The organism is Mesorhizobium sp. M2D.F.Ca.ET.226.01.1.1 (genome assembly GCF_004022705.2).
Classification (GTDB): domain Bacteria; phylum Pseudomonadota; class Alphaproteobacteria; order Rhizobiales; family Rhizobiaceae; genus Mesorhizobium.
In genome coordinates this window covers 536,676-553,888 of the sequence record NZ_RZOY02000002.1, presented here as the reverse complement: position 1 = coordinate 553,888, position 17,213 = coordinate 536,676, and the positions used below count along the sequence as shown (strand labels likewise).

The following is a 17,213-nucleotide window of genomic DNA, read 5'->3' as shown; positions in this document are numbered from 1 at the left end:
AATCCTCAAGACCGCTGGAACACTGACACATGGCCAAGACGATCGATCCCGAAACGCTGCCTTACCGTCCCTGCGTCGGGCTGATGATCCTCAACAGAGCAGGCCTGGTCTGGGTCGGCCACCGCATCGCCGAGCCGGACAGCGAGTTTGCCGGCACGACGCAGCTCTGGCAGATGCCGCAAGGCGGCATCGACAAAGGCGAGGAGCCGATCGAGGCCGCGGGGCGTGAGCTCTACGAGGAAACCGGCATGCGCGGCGTGACGCTGCTTGCCGAGGCGCCGCATTGGATCAACTATGATCTGCCGCCGCATCTGGTCGGCGTCGCCTTCAAGGGCCGCTATCGCGGCCAGACGCAGAAATGGTTCGCCTACCGTTTCGAGGGCGACGAAAGCGAGATCGCGATCAACCCGCCGCCCGGCGGTCATACCGCCGAATTCGATGAATGGGCCTGGCGGCCGATGCGCGAGCTGCCCGAACTGATCGTGCCATTCAAACGCAAGGTCTATGAGCAGGTGGTGGCGGCATTCCAGCACCTGGCTCCCTGACGAACCAGTCCCTGCCGGTTGTCGCGGCGGCCTCGTGGCCGTATTGATTGGCGACATAAACAAGCGGGGGTCGCCATGAACGACGACACCGGACGCGGGTTTCCGGCAAAAGACGTAGGCAGCGGTTCGCCTGTTAGCGAGGCGGCCGCCGGCGCGATCTTGACAATCGACCTTGGTGCCATCCGCGAAAACTATCGCCGGCTGAAGGTACGGCTGAAAGGCGTGCGCTGCGCCGGCGTGCTCAAGGCCGACGGCTATGGGCTTGGTGCTGCGCAAGTGGCCTCGGCGCTGGCGAAAGAGGGCTGCGACATCTTCTTCGTCGCGCTGCTCGGCGAGGGCATCGCGCTGCGCAAAGCGATCGGCCCCGGACCGGACATCTTCGTGCTGAACGGACTGGCGCCGGGTTCGGAACCGGAAGCCGTGGCGGCCGGACTTTGCCCTGTCATCAATAGCGCCGTTCAGCTGAAGGCTTGGCGCCAGGCCGCGCGAGGCGTGGGCCGCAGCCTGCCTGCCGCCATCCAGGTCGACAGCGGCATGGCCAGGCTCGGCATGGCGCCGGCGGAAGTCGAGGCGGTCGCGGGCGAGACCGGCGCCTTCGATGGCATCGACATCCGCTTCGTGATGAGCCATCTCGCCCGCGCCGACGAGCCGCTTCAGCCGGCAAACGAGAAGCAGCGGCGCGAATTCGAACGGTTGCGCAAGATGCTGCCAGCGGCGCCTGCCTCCTTGGCCAACTCTTCCGGCATCTTTCTCGGCCCGGCCTATCACTATGACTTGGCTCGTCCGGGAGCAGCACTCTACGGCGTCAATCCGACGCCCGACCAACCCAACCCGATGCTGCCGGTGATAAGGCTGCAGGCCAAGGTGGCCCAGATCCGGGAAGTCGGCACCGGCGCCGGCATCGGCTATGGCCACGCCCATCAGGCGGGCGGGCCGCTCAGCCTGGCAACCATTTCGCTAGGCTATGGCGACGGCTGGCACCGGCGCGCTGCTTCGGCCGCCTGGTTCGAAGGCGCGCGTCTGCCCTTCGTCGGGCGCGTGTCGATGGATTCGATCATCCTCGACATTTCGGCGCTTCCGGCAGGCCGGCTCGGCGAGGGCGATCTCGTCGAGCTCATCGGCCCGTCGCAAAGCGTCGACGACGCGGCCGGCCACGCCGGCACCATCGGCTACGAAATATTGACCAGCCTCGGCGCGCGCTTTCACCGCCGCTACGTCGGCGCCTGACCTCGCCCCTTGGCGGGCGCCGCAAAATCCGGCACACAGATGGAAGAGCCAAGCGCTTCGGCGCGCCCGGCCTTTGAGGGAGACAGAATGAAAGTCATTGTGCTGGGCGGCGGCGTCATCGGGGTCACCACTGCTTACTTCCTCACAGAGGCCGGCCACGAGGTCACGGTCTATGATCGCCAGCCCGGGCCCGCCCTCGAAACCAGCTTCGCCAATGCCGGCGAAGTGTCGCCCGGCTACGCCTCGCCCTGGGCCGGACCCGGCATCCCGGTCAAGGCCATCAAATGGCTGCTGATGAAATACGGCCCGCTGGTTGTGCGGCCGGCCTTCGACCCGAATATGTGGACGTGGCTGCTCAAGATGCTGCGCAACTGCACGGCCGAGCGCTACGCGCTCAACAAGTCGCGCATGGTTCCGCTTGCCGAATACAGCCGCGACACGCTGAAGGCGCTGCGTGAATCGACCGGCATCACCTACGACGAACGGACCAAAGGCACGCTGCAGCTCTTCCGCAAGCAGAAGCAGCTCGACGGCACCGGCGGCGACGTCGAGGTGTTGAAGAAATACGGCGTGCCCTACGAGATCCTCGACCGCGACGGCTGCATCGGCGCCGAGCCGGCGCTTGCCGCGGTGCGCGAGAAATTTGTCGGCGGGCTCAGGCTTCCCGGCGACGAGACCGGCGACTGCAAGATGTTCACCGACAAGCTCGCCGAACTCTGCGTGGCGCGCGGCGTGACCTTCGAATACGGCTCGACCATCCGGCGCATCGTCAGGAACCGCAATCGCCTCACCAATGTGCTGACGGACAGCGGATGGAAGACCGCGGACGCCTTCGTGATGGCCATGGGCAGCTATTCGCCGCAATTCATGCGCTCGCTGGGGCGGCCAATTCCGGTCTATCCGGTGAAGGGCTATTCGATCACCGTGCCGATCACCAACGCCGAGGCCGCACCGGTGTCGACCGTCATGGACGAGACCTACAAGGTGGCGATCACCCGGCTCGGCAACCGCATCCGCGTCGGCGGTACCGCGGAGATTTCAGGCTATGATCTTCGCCTGCACGAATCGCGCCGCCGCACGCTCGAACATTCGGTCGGCGACCTCTTTCCAGGCGGTGGCGATCTCAAGGCGGCGAGCTTCTGGTGCGGCTTGCGGCCAATGACACCGGACGGACCGCCCTTGATCGGGCAAAGCGAGGTTGCCAATCTCTACCTCAACACCGGCCATGGCACGCTCGGCTGGACCATGGCCTGCGGCTCGGCCAAGGTGCTCGCCGACATCATGTCGAACCGGGTGCCCGAGGTGAACGCGCGCGACCTGAGCCCAGAGCGATACCTGAAACCGATCTAATGATTCTCGAGCTTCAGGCGTATCGTATTCAGAACGCCTCCCGGACCGATTTGTCGCTGAACAGCAGCCGGTAGGCCCAGCCGATCGTGACATTGGCGGAGACCGGGCGCGAATGGGCGAGGTAATCGTCATAGACCGGCTTCATGCGGCGGTAGAAGGCCGAATCGAGCACCACGAAGCCGTTCTCCGAGTCATGGAAGAAGCTGCGGTTGTTGAGGTTGACCGAGGAGATGGCGACCAGCCTTTCGTCGATCATCATGATCTTGGAGTGCAGCACGACATCCGGCGCCTTGAACTCACGGATGTTGATGCGATCGCCATATCTCTCGACGAACAGCTTGTTGAGCGCGGTGAGGAAGCGGCCACCGATATCGCCCTTGAGGTCGATGCGGCCGACGACATCGATCTTCACGCCCCTGGCCAGCGCTCGGTCGAAGGCGCTCGCAATGTCGGGCGTCAGGTTGAGGTAGGGATTGACGATCTCGATGCGATGCTCGGCGGTGTCGATCAGCTCGACGAAATAGGCCTCCAGCGCATGCCCGTCCTCATAAGGCACGGAAATGAAATGCCGCGCCACGCACCGCGGGCTTCCGCCGGAACGAACCGGAATGGAAAACGGCCGCGACAGATTGGTGTTGGCGTCGCGCAGCCAGATGGTCGACAGATGCGCGGCCAGCGTCTCGACGGTCGTCTGGTCGGCGATCTCGATGTCGAAATCGCTCCAGTTGGAATAGTAGTTCAGCGAGAAGCCGTCGGTCTTGCCGTATTGCTGGAGGTCCGGATAGCGGGTCAGGTCGACCGGCCGGTGGAACAGAAAGCCGTCATGGATGTTGCGGCCGCCGATGATGACGCGCGAGCGGCCAGGCTCCTCGGCCAGCGTCGCCAGCATCTTGACGTGGTGGGTCTTGTGCAGCTGTGAGATCTGCTCGTCGAATGGCGCGCCCTGATCGGCCTGCCAGCGATATTCCTGCAATTCGACATTGGGGAATTCGGAGGCCAGCCGGTGCAGCATGGCGTCGTCCTTCTCGCGCTCCAGCACGTCGGTCACCAGGATGCGCACCTTGGTGCCAAGTGCGGCGTGATGGCGGATCAGCCGCTCCATGACGCGGCCGGAGAAATCCGCCTTGAACTCCAGCGACGACAGATAGATCAGCCTGAGTTTGGGCGCGTTGGAGAAATCGAGCGGCAGTTCGGGATCGGCCTTGTCGAGGGCGCTGTCCGGCAGCGTCTTGCCAAGCAGGGCTTCGACCTTGGCGTTGAAGCCCTCGCGCGATTTGCGCAGCAGGGTCGGCGACCCCAGCGGCAGCGCGCAGGTCTGGGACAGCCAGCGGCTGGCATAAAAAACGCGGTCGAGTTCTTCCAGTCCCGCCGGGTCGGGCACCGGGCAGCGGTCATAGCGGCTGTCGAGCCCCGCGATCCATGGATCGGCAGCCTCCTCGCGCAGCAAGGTCAGCGGCGCGCCAGCAGGCGCCTGGGAAGAGCTGATGCGCAAATCGCAGCGGCTGAGGGTCTCGTCAGGAAACAGGCTGACGGAGGACGTGTCGGCGACCGGCAGGCTCAAATGAAACGGTGAAGCCCTTGCGACCGTGGTGGATCGGCCGGACGCGCGGATCGCGAGCGGGCCGTCACAGGAGCCGCCGATGTCGACAGGCTGCTGCCCGGCTTGGCGCAGCACGATCTGGACCGAACGCGCCTGCAGGCCGGAGAAGCTGAAGGTCTTGGGCGCCGAAGGCCGCGCGGCGGCATCGAGATAGAGCGTCTGTCGCGACATGCGCCAGCGTCCGGTGAAATGGCCTTCACCGGGCTGGCCCTGCACCGGCGCCACCTCGGTCTTGTCGAGCGGTTTCACCAGCTGTTGCAGCGCCGGATAGGCGGCGTGGAAGCCGCTGTTCTGGACGTCGCGCCAGTCGCGGCCGAAGCGGCCGGTGCCGTTGGCGCGGTCGAGCGCATCGAGGCGGCTTTGGGCGAGCAGCGCCTGGAATTCTCTCTCGTAGGCGCTGTTGCCGTCGCTTGCGAAATAACCGGCCGCGGCGATCTCTGTGCCGCCGCTGTCGGCCGAGATGGGCAGTCGGCCGCAGGCGGCGTCGCCCGAAAAGAAAGCGCAGGCCGAATGTCCGGGCATGCCGGCGCAACTGGCCAGCGTCGCCAGCGCCAGTCCAAGCAACGCCCTGGTGACGGCCGACCTGACGCTCATCCGGTCGTCCCGTTCATGGCCTTGAGCTCCGCCGGGCCGCGCGGCGGCAGGAAGCCTTGAGGAAAGATCCTGCAGACGGGAAATGCGAAGGTGGCGATCAGCAATTCAGCCTCGTTGCGCATCTTGCGCGGCGCCGTCCTGTCGTCGCGAATCTTCCTGGCGGAAGCGACGAGCGCGCCGTCGCAGTCGCAGTGGTTGTGGCGGGCAATGTAGCAGGCGTCATGGACCCGGCAGGCGGCGTCGAGACGGTCGATCGGCCTGGCCGACAGGTCGCCGGTGCGCGTGCCGGGGCCGCAATAATTGCCGATGACGAAAGGCGAGGGGCGCGCCATGACATAGCGTATCGGCTTCGGCAGCTCCGCTTCCGGAACCTTGGCCCAGGGATTGGCGCAGTCGGACAGGAAGAGCAGCGGCAGAATGGCAAGAACGGCTCGCATGTTTCCGCCGGTGATCCGATATTCCCCTCGCCGGCCATACGCGCGGCGAAACGCTGGTGCCACACTCGCCGACTTTGTGGCAAGTGCAAGGCGGCACGCCGCGCCGCTGTGCTATGATTGACAGCGCTTGGGGAGAATATGCGAATGCGGCTTTATCGTCTGGCCACGGCGGCGGCATGCCTGATCTCAGCCACGGCTGCATTTGCCGCTGACAAGACCGTTCACGACAAGGAGCACGTCTCTTCGCTGACCTATCCGGAGGCGTGGACGAGCGAAACCAACTTCGACAATACCATACGGCTCAAGGTCAAATCCGGTGACGGAGGGCTCACCTGCCGTGTGTCGGAAAATTCGTACGATCCGACCGCCCCGGACAATCCCCCCGACCGCAGGGTCTTCATGGAGAAGGACTGGTCGATCAGCGACTGGCAGAAACTGATGGCCTCCGCCTATGACAAGGCCAGCTTCAGCCTGGACAGGCTGGCGCATTTTCCGGACGGCTATCCGGTGCGGATAACCGACATGGATTTCCACTATGCCGATGAGAATGTCCGCTTCTACGGCCATTCCCGCATCGCATTGACGCTGCGCCGCTCGCATTATGGCTTCGTCGACTGCGGGGTCTCGGCCGACAGCGCCGAGGAGGCCGCGCGCAAATGGGCGCCTCTGGCGGACGAAGCCGGGAAGGTGGTGAATTCGTTCGTGCTCGACGCGGATTAGACGAAAAGACCGCGTTCCCGCTCCACCGCCTTGGTGATGAAGTTGGCGACAAGCTGGACGCGGCGCAGCGGCCGCACCGATTCATGATAGACCAGCCAATAGGCGCGGCGGATCGGTGCAACGATGTCGACCGGCACCAGTTCCGGCATCGAGCGGGCGACGAAAGTGTGCAGGATGCCGATGCCAGCACCGGAGCGCACCGCCTCGGCCTGGCCAAGCGCCGAAGAGATGGCGAAGCTGGTGCGCCAGTCCGGACTGAACTCGGCGGCATAATCGAGCGAGGGGCTGACGATGAGGTCCGGCACGTAGCCGATCAGCGTGTGCCGGCCGAGATCTGCCGGCGCTTTCGGCAGGCCGTTGGCCTCGGCATACGCGCGAGACGCGAAGAGGCCGAGCGTATAGTCGACCAGCTTGCCGGCCACCAGCCGGCCTTCGGTCGGCCGCTCGACGGTGATCGCGATGTCGGCTTCGCGCCTGGACAAAGAGAAGGAGCGCGGCACCGGCGCCAGCTGGATGGTGAGCTCGCGGTGCAAGACGGTCAGTTCGCCCAGCCGCTTCGCCAGGAAAGCGACGCCAAAGCCGTCGGGCGCGCCGATGCGCACGGTGCCTGACACGTCGTCGCCCTCGCCGGCGATGGTCGAACGCGCGGCGATCATGTCGCCTTCCATGCGCTCGGCGATGTCGAGGAAGCGCTCGCCGGCCGGTGTCAGCTCGCTGCCAGTGGTCAGGCGGCGGAAGAGCTTTGTGCGCAGCGCTTCCTCAAGCGCGGCGATGCGGCGCGAGACAGTGGCGTGGTTGAGCTCCAGACGTTTGGCGGCACCCAGGATCTGGCCGGCGCGCGCCACGGCGAGAAAGATGCGGACGTCATCCCAGTTCATTGGAACCTCCGACGACAGGCGCACCTGCCATTTGCGACAATTAATGCACGCTCTGCCATCGTTGTCTATTTACCGCACAACGGTTGCGATCTTCCTCGCGTTGCCATCGCCGCCGCAAAGGCGGACAATGGCCTCATCACCAAACAAGGGAGAGAAACCATGATCGAATATGGTCATTTCATCGGCGGCAAGCGTGTCGCCGGCACCAGCGGCCGCAAGCAGGATGTGATGCAACCGATGGACGGTTCCGTGCGCGGCACGGTGGCGCTCGCCTCGCAGGCGGAACTGCGCGCCGCGGTCGAGAACGCCAAGGCGGCGCAGCCGAAATGGGCCGCCACCAACCCGCAGCGCCGCGTGCGCGTTTTGATGAAGTTTCTCGAACTGGTCCAGCGCGACTATGACGAACTGGCCGACATCCTGGCGCGCGAGCACGGCAAGACCATCGCCGATGCCAAGGGCGACATCCAGCGCGGCCTCGAAGTGGTCGAGGTCTGCATCGGCGCGCCGCATATGATGAAGGGCGAGTTCACCGACGGTGCCGGCCCCGGCATCGACGTCTATTCGATGCGCCAGCCGCTCGGTGTCGTCGCCGGCATCACCCCGTTCAACTTCCCGGCCATGATCCCGCTGTGGAAGATCGCGCCGGCCATCGCCTGCGGCAACGCCTTCATCCTGAAGCCGTCCGAGCGCGATCCGGGCGTGCCGTTGCGTATCGCCGAGCTCTTCATCGAGGCCGGCCTGCCGGAAGGCATCCTCAACGTCGTCAACGGCGACAAGGAAGTCGTCGACGCCATCCTCGACGATCCGGACATCAAGGCGATCGGCTTCGTCGGCTCGACGCCGATCGCCCACTACATCTATTCGCGCGGCACCGCCTCGGGCAAGCGCGTGCAGTGCTTCGGCGGCGCCAAGAACCACATGATCATCATGCCCGACGCGGACATGGACCAGACGGTCGATGCGCTCATCGGCGCCGGCTACGGCTCGGCCGGCGAGCGCTGCATGGCGATCTCGGTGGCGGTCCCGGTCGGCAACGACACCGCCAACCGGCTGATGGAAAAGCTGGTGCCGCGCGTCGAAAGCCTGAAGGTCGGTCCGTCAACCGATTCTTCCGCCGATTTCGGTCCGCTCGTAACGGCGCAGGCGCTGGAGCGCGTCAAGGGCTATGTCGATATCGGCGTCAAGGAGGGCGCCAAGCTCGTCGTCGACGGCCGCGGCTTCAAGATGCAGGGCTATGAGAACGGCTACTATATGGGCGGCTGCCTGTTCGACAACGTGACCGCCGACATGCGCATCTACAAGGAAGAAATCTTTGGGCCGGTGCTCTCGGTGGTGCGCGCGCCGCGCTACGAGGATGCCATCAAGCTCGCCAACGACCACGAAATGGGCAACGGCGTCGCCATCTTCACCCGTGACGGCGACGCCGCGCGTGACTTCGCCTCGCGCGTTCAGGTCGGCATGGTCGGCGTCAACGTGCCGATCCCGGTGCCGATCGCCTACTACACCTTCGGCGGCTGGAAGGCGTCGTCCTTCGGCGACCTCAACCAGCACGGCCCTGACGCGTTCCGCTTCTACACCAAGACCAAGACGGTCACCTCGCGCTGGCCGTCCGGCATCAAGGACGGTGCGGAATTCGTCATCCCGACGATGAACTAGCCGGACGGTCTTCGTTTGCACGTCCTCGCCTTCGGCTGCGGGCGTGCGGGCTGGCATCAAGGACGGTGCGGAATTCGGCATCCCGACGATGAACTAGCCGGGCGGATTTCCGAAATCAGTCGCGATAAAAGCGCGGTGCAAACCGCGCTTTCTTCTTTTTTAGAAGCCGGGAAAACCCGCCGGTTTTCCTCAGCCCAGCACTGCGCCGCCCAGCTCATTCCGCAACGGCGAAGTGCAAGTTCAGGTGCACTTCGTGCTCAGCGAGCATCCGCACCTTCTAAAATTTCCGTGGCCGTGTGATGGAACCAACAGACCACCATCCGTCTTAGCCTGTATTCCTGCCATGCGTGCAGGCAATCAAACAGCGCCGGTGGCAGCCGGGGTTCTCGTCTGGCGCGAGGAGGTGTCAGATGACACGATTGGTTATGGCGACAATGTTGGCGGCGGCGGCGGCGATCGGCGGAACCGTGCAGGCGAACGCAGCGCAATGCGCAGCACGCGCGGACATTATCAAGGCGCTGGGCGACAAGTATCACGAAAGCGAAGCCGGGCGCGGTCTGATCAACCCGAACGTCGTGCTCGAGATTTTCGTCTCGGATCAGGGCAGCTGGACCGTGCTGGCCTCCGATACCAAGGGTCAAAGCTGCGTCCTGTCGGCCGGTGAGGGCTGGGACAGCCCGACGATCAGGGCGGCGATGCCAGGCGCCTGAACCGGTACCGGGCGTTGGGCTGAGCGCCACGGAGGCCCGCGCGGCCGAGCTTCGGGGCCGCAGCGGGGCGCCTTCGGCGGCACCGCTTGTTTACGAGGCGAAGCTTCACCATATCGAATCCAGGGAGTGATGATCTCCCCAGGACAGACCGGAAACCAGAAGGAGTGACGTGATGAAGACGTCGAATCCGGCCTGGAGCTTTCCGGCACACTGAGGCGGCCGTATGTGCCTCCCTTGCCGGAATGCGAAGGCGAAGGAGGTGCCCCATGGCACGCAAATTTTCATTTCGATGGGTTAAGCTTGCAGCCGTCGGCGCCCTGATGGCGCTGCCGGCTATCCCGGCGCAGGCGCAAGTCATCTGCGGCGGCCATGACGTTCTGGTGGCGCGGCTGGCAGCGGGTTTCGAGGAGAACCGGCTCGGCTACGGCGTGGCCGGGCAGGTCGCTATTTTCGAGGTGTTCGTCTCGCCAAGCGGAACCTGGACCATAGTGATGACCGACGTTAAGGGCCAAAGCTGCATCCTGGCCGCGGGCGACGGATGGGAGGACACTCTGGCCACCGCCGTCCAGCAGCCGGGCGGCTGAGCAAGCCGCTCCAGCGTTGAACGGCCGCTCCGCTCACCGCGTCGCGGCCACCTCGGCGTGGCCGCGCAGCAGCGCCATCAATTTCTTGGCATCCTTGGCGGCCGCTTCCTCGTCGCCGTCGAGGATGGAACGGATCAGCGCGACGTGGTGCTCGGCCGATTCGGCGAGGCCGGTGTCGGCCTTGTAGCGATACCAGAAGCGGCGGCTGTGGGTCTGCAAGGGGGCGGCGACACGCGCCGCGAAGGGGTTGTCGGCGGCGATGGCCAGCGCCTCGTCGAGCGCCTTGTCGGCCTGGATGAAGGCCAGCACGTTGCCGGAAATCACCGCCTTCTGCATCGCCAAGGCCGCCTCGTGGAACAAGTCGGCTGCCTCGCGGGTGACGAAGCGGGCGGCCGAGCGGGCGAGCACCACCTCGATGCCGCGCCGCGCATCCAGCACCCGCAGCCAGTCGCCGGCGTGAAGCGGCGCGACCGCGATGCCGGCGCGGGGTCTTATGTCGAGAAGTCCTTCCCAGGCCAGCCGCTGGATCGCTTCGCGCACCGGGGTGCGGCCGAGACCCAGCCGATCGATCAGCGCGCCTTCGGTGACGAAGCTCGACGGCGCCAGCTCGAGCGTGACGATCATGTGTTCCAACGCGCGATAGGCCTTGGTCGCCGCAGGCTCGAAGGCCGCGTTCGTTTCGGCGGATATTAGTGGGGAGATCAATGACAGGCTCCTGATATATTTTTCATATATCATAGCGGATTCAGCGTTGACAGGCCAACTCTTAATAGATATACGACTGATATATCAGAGGAGAGTTTGCCATGTGGACCGGAGTTTTCCCAGCCGTCACGACCAAATTCACCGCCGACGACCGACTCGACCATGCCGAGATGGAGCGCTGCTACGGGCTGCAGATGGAGGCCGGCTGCGACGGCATCATCGTCTGCGGTTCGCTGGGCGAAGGCCCCATGCTTTCGCCTGACGAGAAGATCGAGGTGCTGAAGACGGCGCAGAAGGTCGCCGGCAAGAAGCCGGTACTTTTGACCGTCAACGAGCCCGGCACCCGCGAGGCGGCAAGCATCGCCAAGCGCGCCGCCAAGGAAGGCGCTGACGGTCTGATGGTGGTGCCGAGCCCGATCTACCACACCGACCCGCGAGAGACGGTCGCCGCCCTGCGCGCCGTCGCGGAAGCCGGCGATCTGCCGGTGATGATCTATTCCAACCGGCTCGCCTACCGCGTCGACGTCACCGTCGAGCTGATGGAGGAGCTGGCGTCGGACAAGCGCTTCGTCGCCATCAAGGAATCGTCCGACGACATCCGCCGCTCGACCGAGATCATCAACCGGTTCGGCGACCGCTACGATCTCTTCACCGGCGTGGACAACCTCGCCTTCGAGGCGCTGTCGGTCGGCGCCATCGGCTGGGTCGCCGGCCTGGTCACCGCCTTTCCGCGTGAGACCGTCGCCATCTACCAGCTGATGAGAGAGGGCCGCCGCGAGGAGGCCCTGTCGATCTACCGCTGGTTCCGGCCGTTGCTCGACCTCGATGTCTCGACCTATCTGGTCCAAAACATCAAGCTTGCCGAAGTGTTGGCGATTGGTACCAATGACCGCGTGCGCATGCCGCGCCAGCCGCTGTCGAGCGAACGCCGCAAGGCCGTGGAAAAGATCATCCGGGACGCGCTGGCGGTGCGGCCGAAGCTGCCGTCGTTCCAGACGTCGGACAGACTGGTGGCGGCCGAGTAAGGGACAGCATTCGCGTGCAGGAAAGTTCAGAGGAGGGGCGCCGCCCCTCAGCCGCCCTTCGGGCACCTTCTCCCCGTGAACGGGGAGAAGGGGAAGACATCGCCATCATCGGTGGCGGCATCATCGGCATCTGCGCCGCGGCCCTGCTTTCGGAAGCAGGGCGCGGCGTCACCGTTTTCGACCGCACCGGCATCTGCGAGGAGACGAGCTCCGGCAACGCCGCCGCCTTCGCCTTCTCCGACGTGCTGCCGCTGGCGCATAAGGGGATGATCCGGCAATTGCCGAAATGGCTTGCCGATCCGCTCGGGCCGTTGGCCATTCCGCCGGCCTATCTGCCGAAACTCCTGCCCTGGCTGATCCGCTTCTGGCGGGCGGGCGCGGCGAAGCACTATGAGACAAGCCTGGCAACGCAGGCCGGTATGATGAAGCTGGCCGAGGTCGAATGGATGGGCCTGCTCGACCGCTCCGGCACGCGGCCGATGCTGCGCGAGGATGGTTCGCTGGAATTCTACGAGAGCGAGGCGGAGTTCCGCGCCTCGCTGCCAGGCTGGGCCGAGCGTCAGCGCTTCGGCATCGGTTTCCGCCATGTCGAGGGCGAGGAGATGGCGGCGCTGCAGCCGGGCCTGGCGCCGCGCTTCGTCAAAGGCACCTTCGTGCCGGGCTGGAAGACGGTCGCTGATCCCAAGCTGCTCGGCAAGGCGGTCTGGGCCTATGCGGAAAAACGCGGCGCCCGTTTCGAGCATGCGCGGGTCGAGCGCATAGAAGCCAGCGCAACCGGAGCCACGATCTTTCTGGCCGACGGTAGCAGGCGGACATCGAAGAAGCTCCTGATCGCCGCCGGGGCATGGTCGCATCTGCTGGCAAGGAATCTCGGCGACCGCATCCCGCTCGAAACCGAGCGCGGCTACAACACGACGCTGCCGGGGTCGGCCTTCGACGTGAAGCGGCAACTGATCTTTTCCGGGCACGGCTTCGTCATCACACCGCTGGAAACGGGCCTGCGCGTCGGCGGCGCCGTCGAGCTCGGCGGCATCGAGCGGCCGCCAAATTTCGCCCGTTCCAAAGCGATGCTGGAGAAAGCAAAACGTTTCCTGCCCGGACTCGACCCATCCGGCGGCCGCGAGTGGATGGGCTATCGCCCGTCACTGCCGGATTCTCTGCCGGTGATCGGCGCGGCGCGCGCGCCGAACGTCTATTATGCTTTCGGCCACGGCCATCTCGGCCTGACCCAGTCGGCGGCGACCGGTCGCTTGATCCGCGATCTCGTTCTCGGGCAGACTCCGCCGCTCGACCTCACCCCTTTCCGTCCGCAACGGTTCTGAGCAGTCTCTTTGTTTTGACGCAATTCCGGACAGAAAACCGCTTCACACTTTTCCTGAAATTGCTCTAGGAAGCATCATGGCCAAAAAATCCTTCTTCTGCATTGACGGCCACACCTGCGGCAATCCGGTGCGTCTCGTCGCCGGCGGCGGACCGTTGCTCCAGGGCTCGACGATGATGGAGCGGCGGGCGCACTTCCTTGCCGAGTATGACTGGATCCGCACCGGGCTGATGTTCGAGCCGCGCGGCCATGATGTGATGTCGGGCTCGATCCTCTATCCGCCGACGCGCGAGGACTGCGATATCGCCATCCTGTTCATCGAGACGTCAGGCTGCCTGCCGATGTGCGGCCATGGCACGATCGGCACGGTGACGATGGCCATCGAGCACGGGCTGGTGAAGCCGAAGACGCAAGGCGTGCTCAGGCTCGATACGCCAGCCGGCCTGGTCATCGCCGAATACAAGCAGGTTGGCGAATATGTCGAGGAGGTGCGTATCACCAACGTGCCGTCCTTCCTCTACGCCGAAGGCCTGACCGTCGAATGCCCGGTGCTCGGCGAGATCAGCGTCGACGTCGCCTATGGCGGCAATTTCTACGCCATCGTCGAGCCGCAGAAGAATTACCGCGACATGGCAGACTATTCGGCCGGCGACCTCATCGCCTGGAGCCTGGTGGTGCGGCAGCGCCTCAACGAAAAATATTCCTTCGTGCATCCGGAGAATCCTGGCATCAACCGGCTGTCGCACATGCTGTGGACGGGCAAGCCGAGGAACGCCGAGGCCGATGCGCGCAACGCCGTGTTCTATGGCGACAAGGCGATCGACCGCTCACCCTGCGGCACCGGCACCTCGGCGCGGATGGCGCAGCTGCATGCCAAGGGCAAGCTCAAGCCCGGCGACAGCTTCGTTCATGAATCGATCATCGGCTCGCTGTTCAAAGGCAGGGTCGAGAAAGAGGTCAGCGTCGCGGGCAAGCCGGCGATCATTCCCTCGATCGGCGGCTGGGCGCGCATGACGGGGTTGAACACCATCTTCATCGACGACCGCGATCCGTTCGCGCACGGCTTCATTGTCACCTGAGACGATGAGGCGGCATGCCTTCAGATGTCGGCCGACACCTGATCGCAGAACCAGTCGGCGAATTTGATCTCGGCCGCCGAAGGCTGAGCCGACATCGTCAAAAAATAGCCCTTGTCGTCGTCGGTCGAAATATCGGAGACGACGACAAGGTCGCCGCGCCTCAGTTCCTCGCGAAAGACCTCGATCGGACAAAGGGCGACGCCGTGGCCGGCGATGACGGCGGTCGCCAGGATGTTGAAGTCGGCAAAGACCGGCCCGTGGCCAATGTCGGTCCTTCCGGTCCCGGCTTTCGCGAACCATTCCTGCCAACCCTGGCGCGTCTCGTCATGCAGCAGGTCCGCCGCCGCGATCCGCGCCGGCGTATCCAGTCGGCCCTTGCGCGCCAGGTAGTGCGGACTGCAGGCCGGCCGGCTTATGCGGGAAAACAGCTTCAGGCTGGCAGCCTTCGGGGATGGATCCGCGCCCAGCGTGATCAAGACATCGTTGTCGTCGTCCTCGAGCCGGTCATCGGCCTTCGCATAGGCGACCCGGATCGCGATCTCCGGATGGCGAGCCGTAAAGTCCGACAGGCGGGGCACCAGCCAGCGGCTGGCGATGGAGGGAATGCAGCCGACCGAAAGCGACTGCAGGCCGGCGCTCCTGCGGATGCGCCGGCAGGCGGCGTCGAGCTCCGCCAGCGCGGCGCCGGCGGATGCCTGCAGCGCCAATCCGGCTTCGGTCAGGCGGACCTTGCGGGCGTCGCGATGAAACAGCGCCACGCCAAGCCACTCCTCCAGCCTTCTAATCTGGTGGCTGATGGCGGGATGGGTGACGTGCAGCTCTTCACCGGCCGCGGAGAAGCTCAAGTGGCGGGCAGTCGCCTCGAAGGCCCGGATCGCGTTCAGCGGCAGATAGTCCATCTGTAAAATTCTCTAACAGATCAAGCCAAAATCCATCATTTGAAGCATGGTTCGACCTGCGTCATTGATCTGGGGTGCGGCGTGAAATCTAACCCGTCAGTGACGGAAAAGTCCACCTCGGCCGTCGATCTCGAAGCACTGACGCTTGGCAAACCTGTCTTATGGAAAGGCTCCCATGTTTACCCGGCAATTGGCTGATGTAGAAAAAACTGACTTTTTTGTCGACTGGGGCAACGGCACCAGTCATCGGCTGCTGACGAGCCAAGACGGCATGGGCTTCACGGTGTGCCACACAGTGGTGCGCGCCGGCAGCGAATCGCGCCTGCAATACCGGCGGCACCTGGAGGCCTGCTACTGCATTTCCGGCAGCGGCGAGGTCGAGGACATGGCCGGCACCGTCCACCGCGTGGGGCCGGGAACGATCTATGTGCTCGACGCCCATGACGATCATTTCCTGCGCGCCGACAGCGCTGGCGACATGGTGCTGATGAGCGTGTTCAATCCGCCGCTCAACGGCACCGAGAAGCACAGCCTCAATGCGGACGGAGGCTCTGCTTACTGAGGCTTCTTCTCGAGGCTTTTCCATTTCGGCGAGGTTGCCCCGCGCGCAAGGTGCCTCGCCGTCACATGGCCGACACACATGACGGAATCCTGACCCAACGGAAGGCGCGGGGGCCCAAAACCGGGCGCCTCGGATTGCGCAAGGATTCGTCCCATCAACTTATTTTGACGCCGATTTCTTCGAAATAGGGCTCATCATAGGATTGAATCGTCAAAGACATTGCGTTGTGCCAATGATAGGGTCCGCGATAGTCCAGGGGTCGGATGCGAAAAAAACGGGCAATCGGACAGCGTGCTTCCAAACCACGCGGAGCGATTGAAAAATCACGTTGCAATCCGGGCTCGAAACTTTACGACTAGGGGAAATACGAAAAGGAATGCGCCCTGAAAGGCGACATTCCAGGGGAGCCGCTTAAATATGCAGTACTTCGTCCAGCAGCTTATCAACGGGCTGACGCTGGGATCGATCTATGGCCTGATCGCGATCGGCTATACGATGGTCTACGGCATCATCGGCATGATCAATTTCGCCCATGGCGACATTTTCATGGTCGGCGCCTTCACCGCCCTCATCGTCTTCCTGATCCTCGGCGCGCTGTTTTATTCGGTGCCGATCGTGGTGGCGCTTCTGATCATGATGATCGTGGCGATGCTCCTGACCAGCCTCTACAACTGGACGATCGAAAAGGTGGCCTACCGGCCGCTGCGCGGCTCGTTCCGTTTGGCGCCGCTGATCACCGCCATCGGCATGTCGATCGCGCTGTCCAACTTCGTGCAGGTCACCCAGGGTCCGCGCAACAAGCCGATCCCGCCGCTGGTCAGCCAGGTCTATACGATTGACGGCATCAGCATCTCGCTGAAGCAGATCATCATCGTGCTGGTGACGGCGGTGCTGCTGGCGATCTTCTGGTACCTCGTCAACAGAACGGCGCTCGGCCGGGCGCAGCGCGCCTGCGAACAGGATCGCAAGATGGCGGCGCTGCTCGGCATCGATGTCGACCGCACCATCTCCATCACCTTCATCATGGGCGCGGCCCTTGCCGCCGTCGCCGGCACGCTGTTCCTGATGTATTACGGCGTCGTGGTGTTCTCGGACGGCTTCGTGCCAGGCGTGAAAGCCTTTACGGCGGCCGTGCTCGGCGGCATCGGCTCGCTGCCGGGCGCCGTGCTCGGCGGACTCTTGATCGGCTTCATCGAGAGCATGTGGTCGGCCTATTTCTCGATCGACTACAAGGACGTCGCCGCCTTCTCGATCCTGGCGATCGTGCTCATCTTCCTGCCCTCCGGCATACTGGGCCGGCCTGAAGTCGAAAAGGTCTGAT

General features: G+C 64.4%; 17 protein-coding genes. 12 read left to right on the top strand and 5 right to left on the bottom strand.

From position 1 onward, the window contains the following. Nucleotides 1-29: 29 nt before the first annotated feature. The 3 genes from EN869_RS06540 to EN869_RS06530 all read left to right on the top strand — a co-directional run bounded on the left by EN869_RS06540 (nt 30) and on the right by EN869_RS06530 (nt 3,122). On the top strand, nt 30-545 hold the full coding sequence (locus EN869_RS06540; protein WP_127225453.1) for an RNA pyrophosphohydrolase: 516 nt from the start codon (nt 30-32) through the stop codon (nt 543-545). Between the two features lie 75 nt (nt 546-620). Then, entirely contained in the window at nt 621-1,772 is a 1,152-nt protein-coding gene (gene alr / locus EN869_RS06535; RefSeq protein ID WP_127225452.1) for an alanine racemase, read from the top strand. 87 nt (nt 1,773-1,859) lie between these two features. Then, complete coding sequence (locus EN869_RS06530; protein ID WP_127225451.1) at nt 1,860-3,122, top strand: D-amino acid dehydrogenase; 1,263 nt, start codon at nt 1,860-1,862, stop codon at nt 3,120-3,122. A 28-nt stretch (nt 3,123-3,150) separates the two neighbouring features. Here the strand turns inward: EN869_RS06530 and EN869_RS06525 are convergent, their stop codons facing one another. Further along, the gene (locus EN869_RS06525; protein ID WP_127225450.1) at nt 3,151-5,316 is read right to left on the bottom strand and encodes a phosphatidylserine/phosphatidylglycerophosphate/cardiolipin synthase family protein; all 2,166 of its coding nucleotides are present in this window, start codon (nt 5,314-5,316) and stop codon (nt 3,151-3,153) included. Further along, the gene (locus tag EN869_RS06520; protein WP_127225449.1) at nt 5,313-5,753 is read right to left on the bottom strand and encodes a hypothetical protein; all 441 of its coding nucleotides are present in this window, start codon (nt 5,751-5,753) and stop codon (nt 5,313-5,315) included. The genes EN869_RS06525 and EN869_RS06520 overlap by 4 nt, the downstream gene beginning before the upstream one ends. 144 nt (nt 5,754-5,897) lie before the next feature. Here EN869_RS06520 and EN869_RS06515 point away from each other — a divergent pair, with 144 nt between their 5' ends. Next, on the top strand, nt 5,898-6,473 hold the full coding sequence (locus EN869_RS06515; RefSeq protein WP_127225448.1) for a hypothetical protein: 576 nt from the start codon (nt 5,898-5,900) through the stop codon (nt 6,471-6,473). On the opposite strand, the gene EN869_RS06510 is transcribed toward EN869_RS06515, so the two are convergent. Then, on the bottom strand, nt 6,470-7,351 hold the full coding sequence (locus tag EN869_RS06510; RefSeq protein WP_127225447.1) for a LysR family transcriptional regulator: 882 nt from the start codon (nt 7,349-7,351) through the stop codon (nt 6,470-6,472). The genes EN869_RS06515 and EN869_RS06510 overlap by 4 nt on opposite strands. A 159-nt stretch (nt 7,352-7,510) precedes the next feature. Between EN869_RS06510 and EN869_RS06505 the strand changes: the two genes are divergently transcribed. The 3 genes from EN869_RS06505 (at nt 7,511) to EN869_RS06495 (ending at nt 10,301) form a co-directional block, all read left to right on the top strand. Next, complete coding sequence (locus EN869_RS06505; RefSeq protein ID WP_127225446.1) at nt 7,511-9,007, top strand: CoA-acylating methylmalonate-semialdehyde dehydrogenase; 1,497 nt, start codon at nt 7,511-7,513, stop codon at nt 9,005-9,007. Nucleotides 9,008-9,417: 410 nt separating this feature from the next. After that, the gene (locus EN869_RS06500) at nt 9,418-9,717 is read left to right on the top strand and encodes a hypothetical protein (protein ID WP_127225445.1); all 300 of its coding nucleotides are present in this window, start codon (nt 9,418-9,420) and stop codon (nt 9,715-9,717) included. 266 nt (nt 9,718-9,983) lie between these two features. Beyond that, on the top strand, nt 9,984-10,301 hold the full coding sequence (locus EN869_RS06495) for a hypothetical protein (RefSeq protein WP_127225444.1): 318 nt from the start codon (nt 9,984-9,986) through the stop codon (nt 10,299-10,301). A 33-nt stretch (nt 10,302-10,334) separates the two neighbouring features. On the opposite strand, the gene EN869_RS06490 is transcribed toward EN869_RS06495, so the two are convergent. Further along, nucleotides 10,335-11,039 carry a GntR family transcriptional regulator gene (locus EN869_RS06490; RefSeq protein ID WP_127225443.1) on the bottom strand — a complete coding sequence of 235 codons (705 nt, stop codon included), beginning with the start codon at nt 11,037-11,039 and terminating at the stop codon, nt 10,335-10,337. Between the two features lie 68 nt (nt 11,040-11,107). On the opposite strand from EN869_RS06490, the gene EN869_RS06485 reads away from it, so the two are divergent. From EN869_RS06485 to EN869_RS06475, 3 genes are all read left to right on the top strand, one after another. Then, nucleotides 11,108-12,031: a dihydrodipicolinate synthase family protein gene (locus EN869_RS06485; protein ID WP_127225442.1), complete on the top strand. Its 924-nt coding sequence runs from the start codon at nt 11,108-11,110 to the stop codon at nt 12,029-12,031. 14 nt (nt 12,032-12,045) lie between these two features. Beyond that, on the top strand, nt 12,046-13,353 hold the full coding sequence (locus tag EN869_RS06480) for an FAD-binding oxidoreductase (RefSeq protein WP_167498457.1): 1,308 nt from the start codon (nt 12,046-12,048) through the stop codon (nt 13,351-13,353). A gap of 76 nt (nt 13,354-13,429) precedes the next feature. Beyond that, nucleotides 13,430-14,431, top strand: a complete 1,002-nt coding sequence (locus EN869_RS06475; RefSeq protein WP_127225441.1) for a 4-hydroxyproline epimerase — start codon at nt 13,430-13,432, stop codon at nt 14,429-14,431. 20 nt (nt 14,432-14,451) lie between these two features. On the opposite strand, the gene EN869_RS06470 is transcribed toward EN869_RS06475, so the two are convergent. Then, on the bottom strand, nt 14,452-15,330 hold the full coding sequence (locus EN869_RS06470) for a LysR substrate-binding domain-containing protein (RefSeq protein WP_127225440.1): 879 nt from the start codon (nt 15,328-15,330) through the stop codon (nt 14,452-14,454). A 175-nt stretch (nt 15,331-15,505) separates the two neighbouring features. Between EN869_RS06470 and EN869_RS06465 the strand changes: the two genes are divergently transcribed. Continuing rightward, nucleotides 15,506-15,892 carry an ectoine synthase gene (locus EN869_RS06465; RefSeq protein ID WP_127225439.1) on the top strand — a complete coding sequence of 129 codons (387 nt, stop codon included), beginning with the start codon at nt 15,506-15,508 and terminating at the stop codon, nt 15,890-15,892. 417 nt (nt 15,893-16,309) lie between these two features. After that, nucleotides 16,310-17,212: a branched-chain amino acid ABC transporter permease LivH gene (locus EN869_RS06460; protein ID WP_127225438.1), complete on the top strand. Its 903-nt coding sequence runs from the start codon at nt 16,310-16,312 to the stop codon at nt 17,210-17,212. Nucleotide 17,213: the final 1 nt, after the last annotated feature.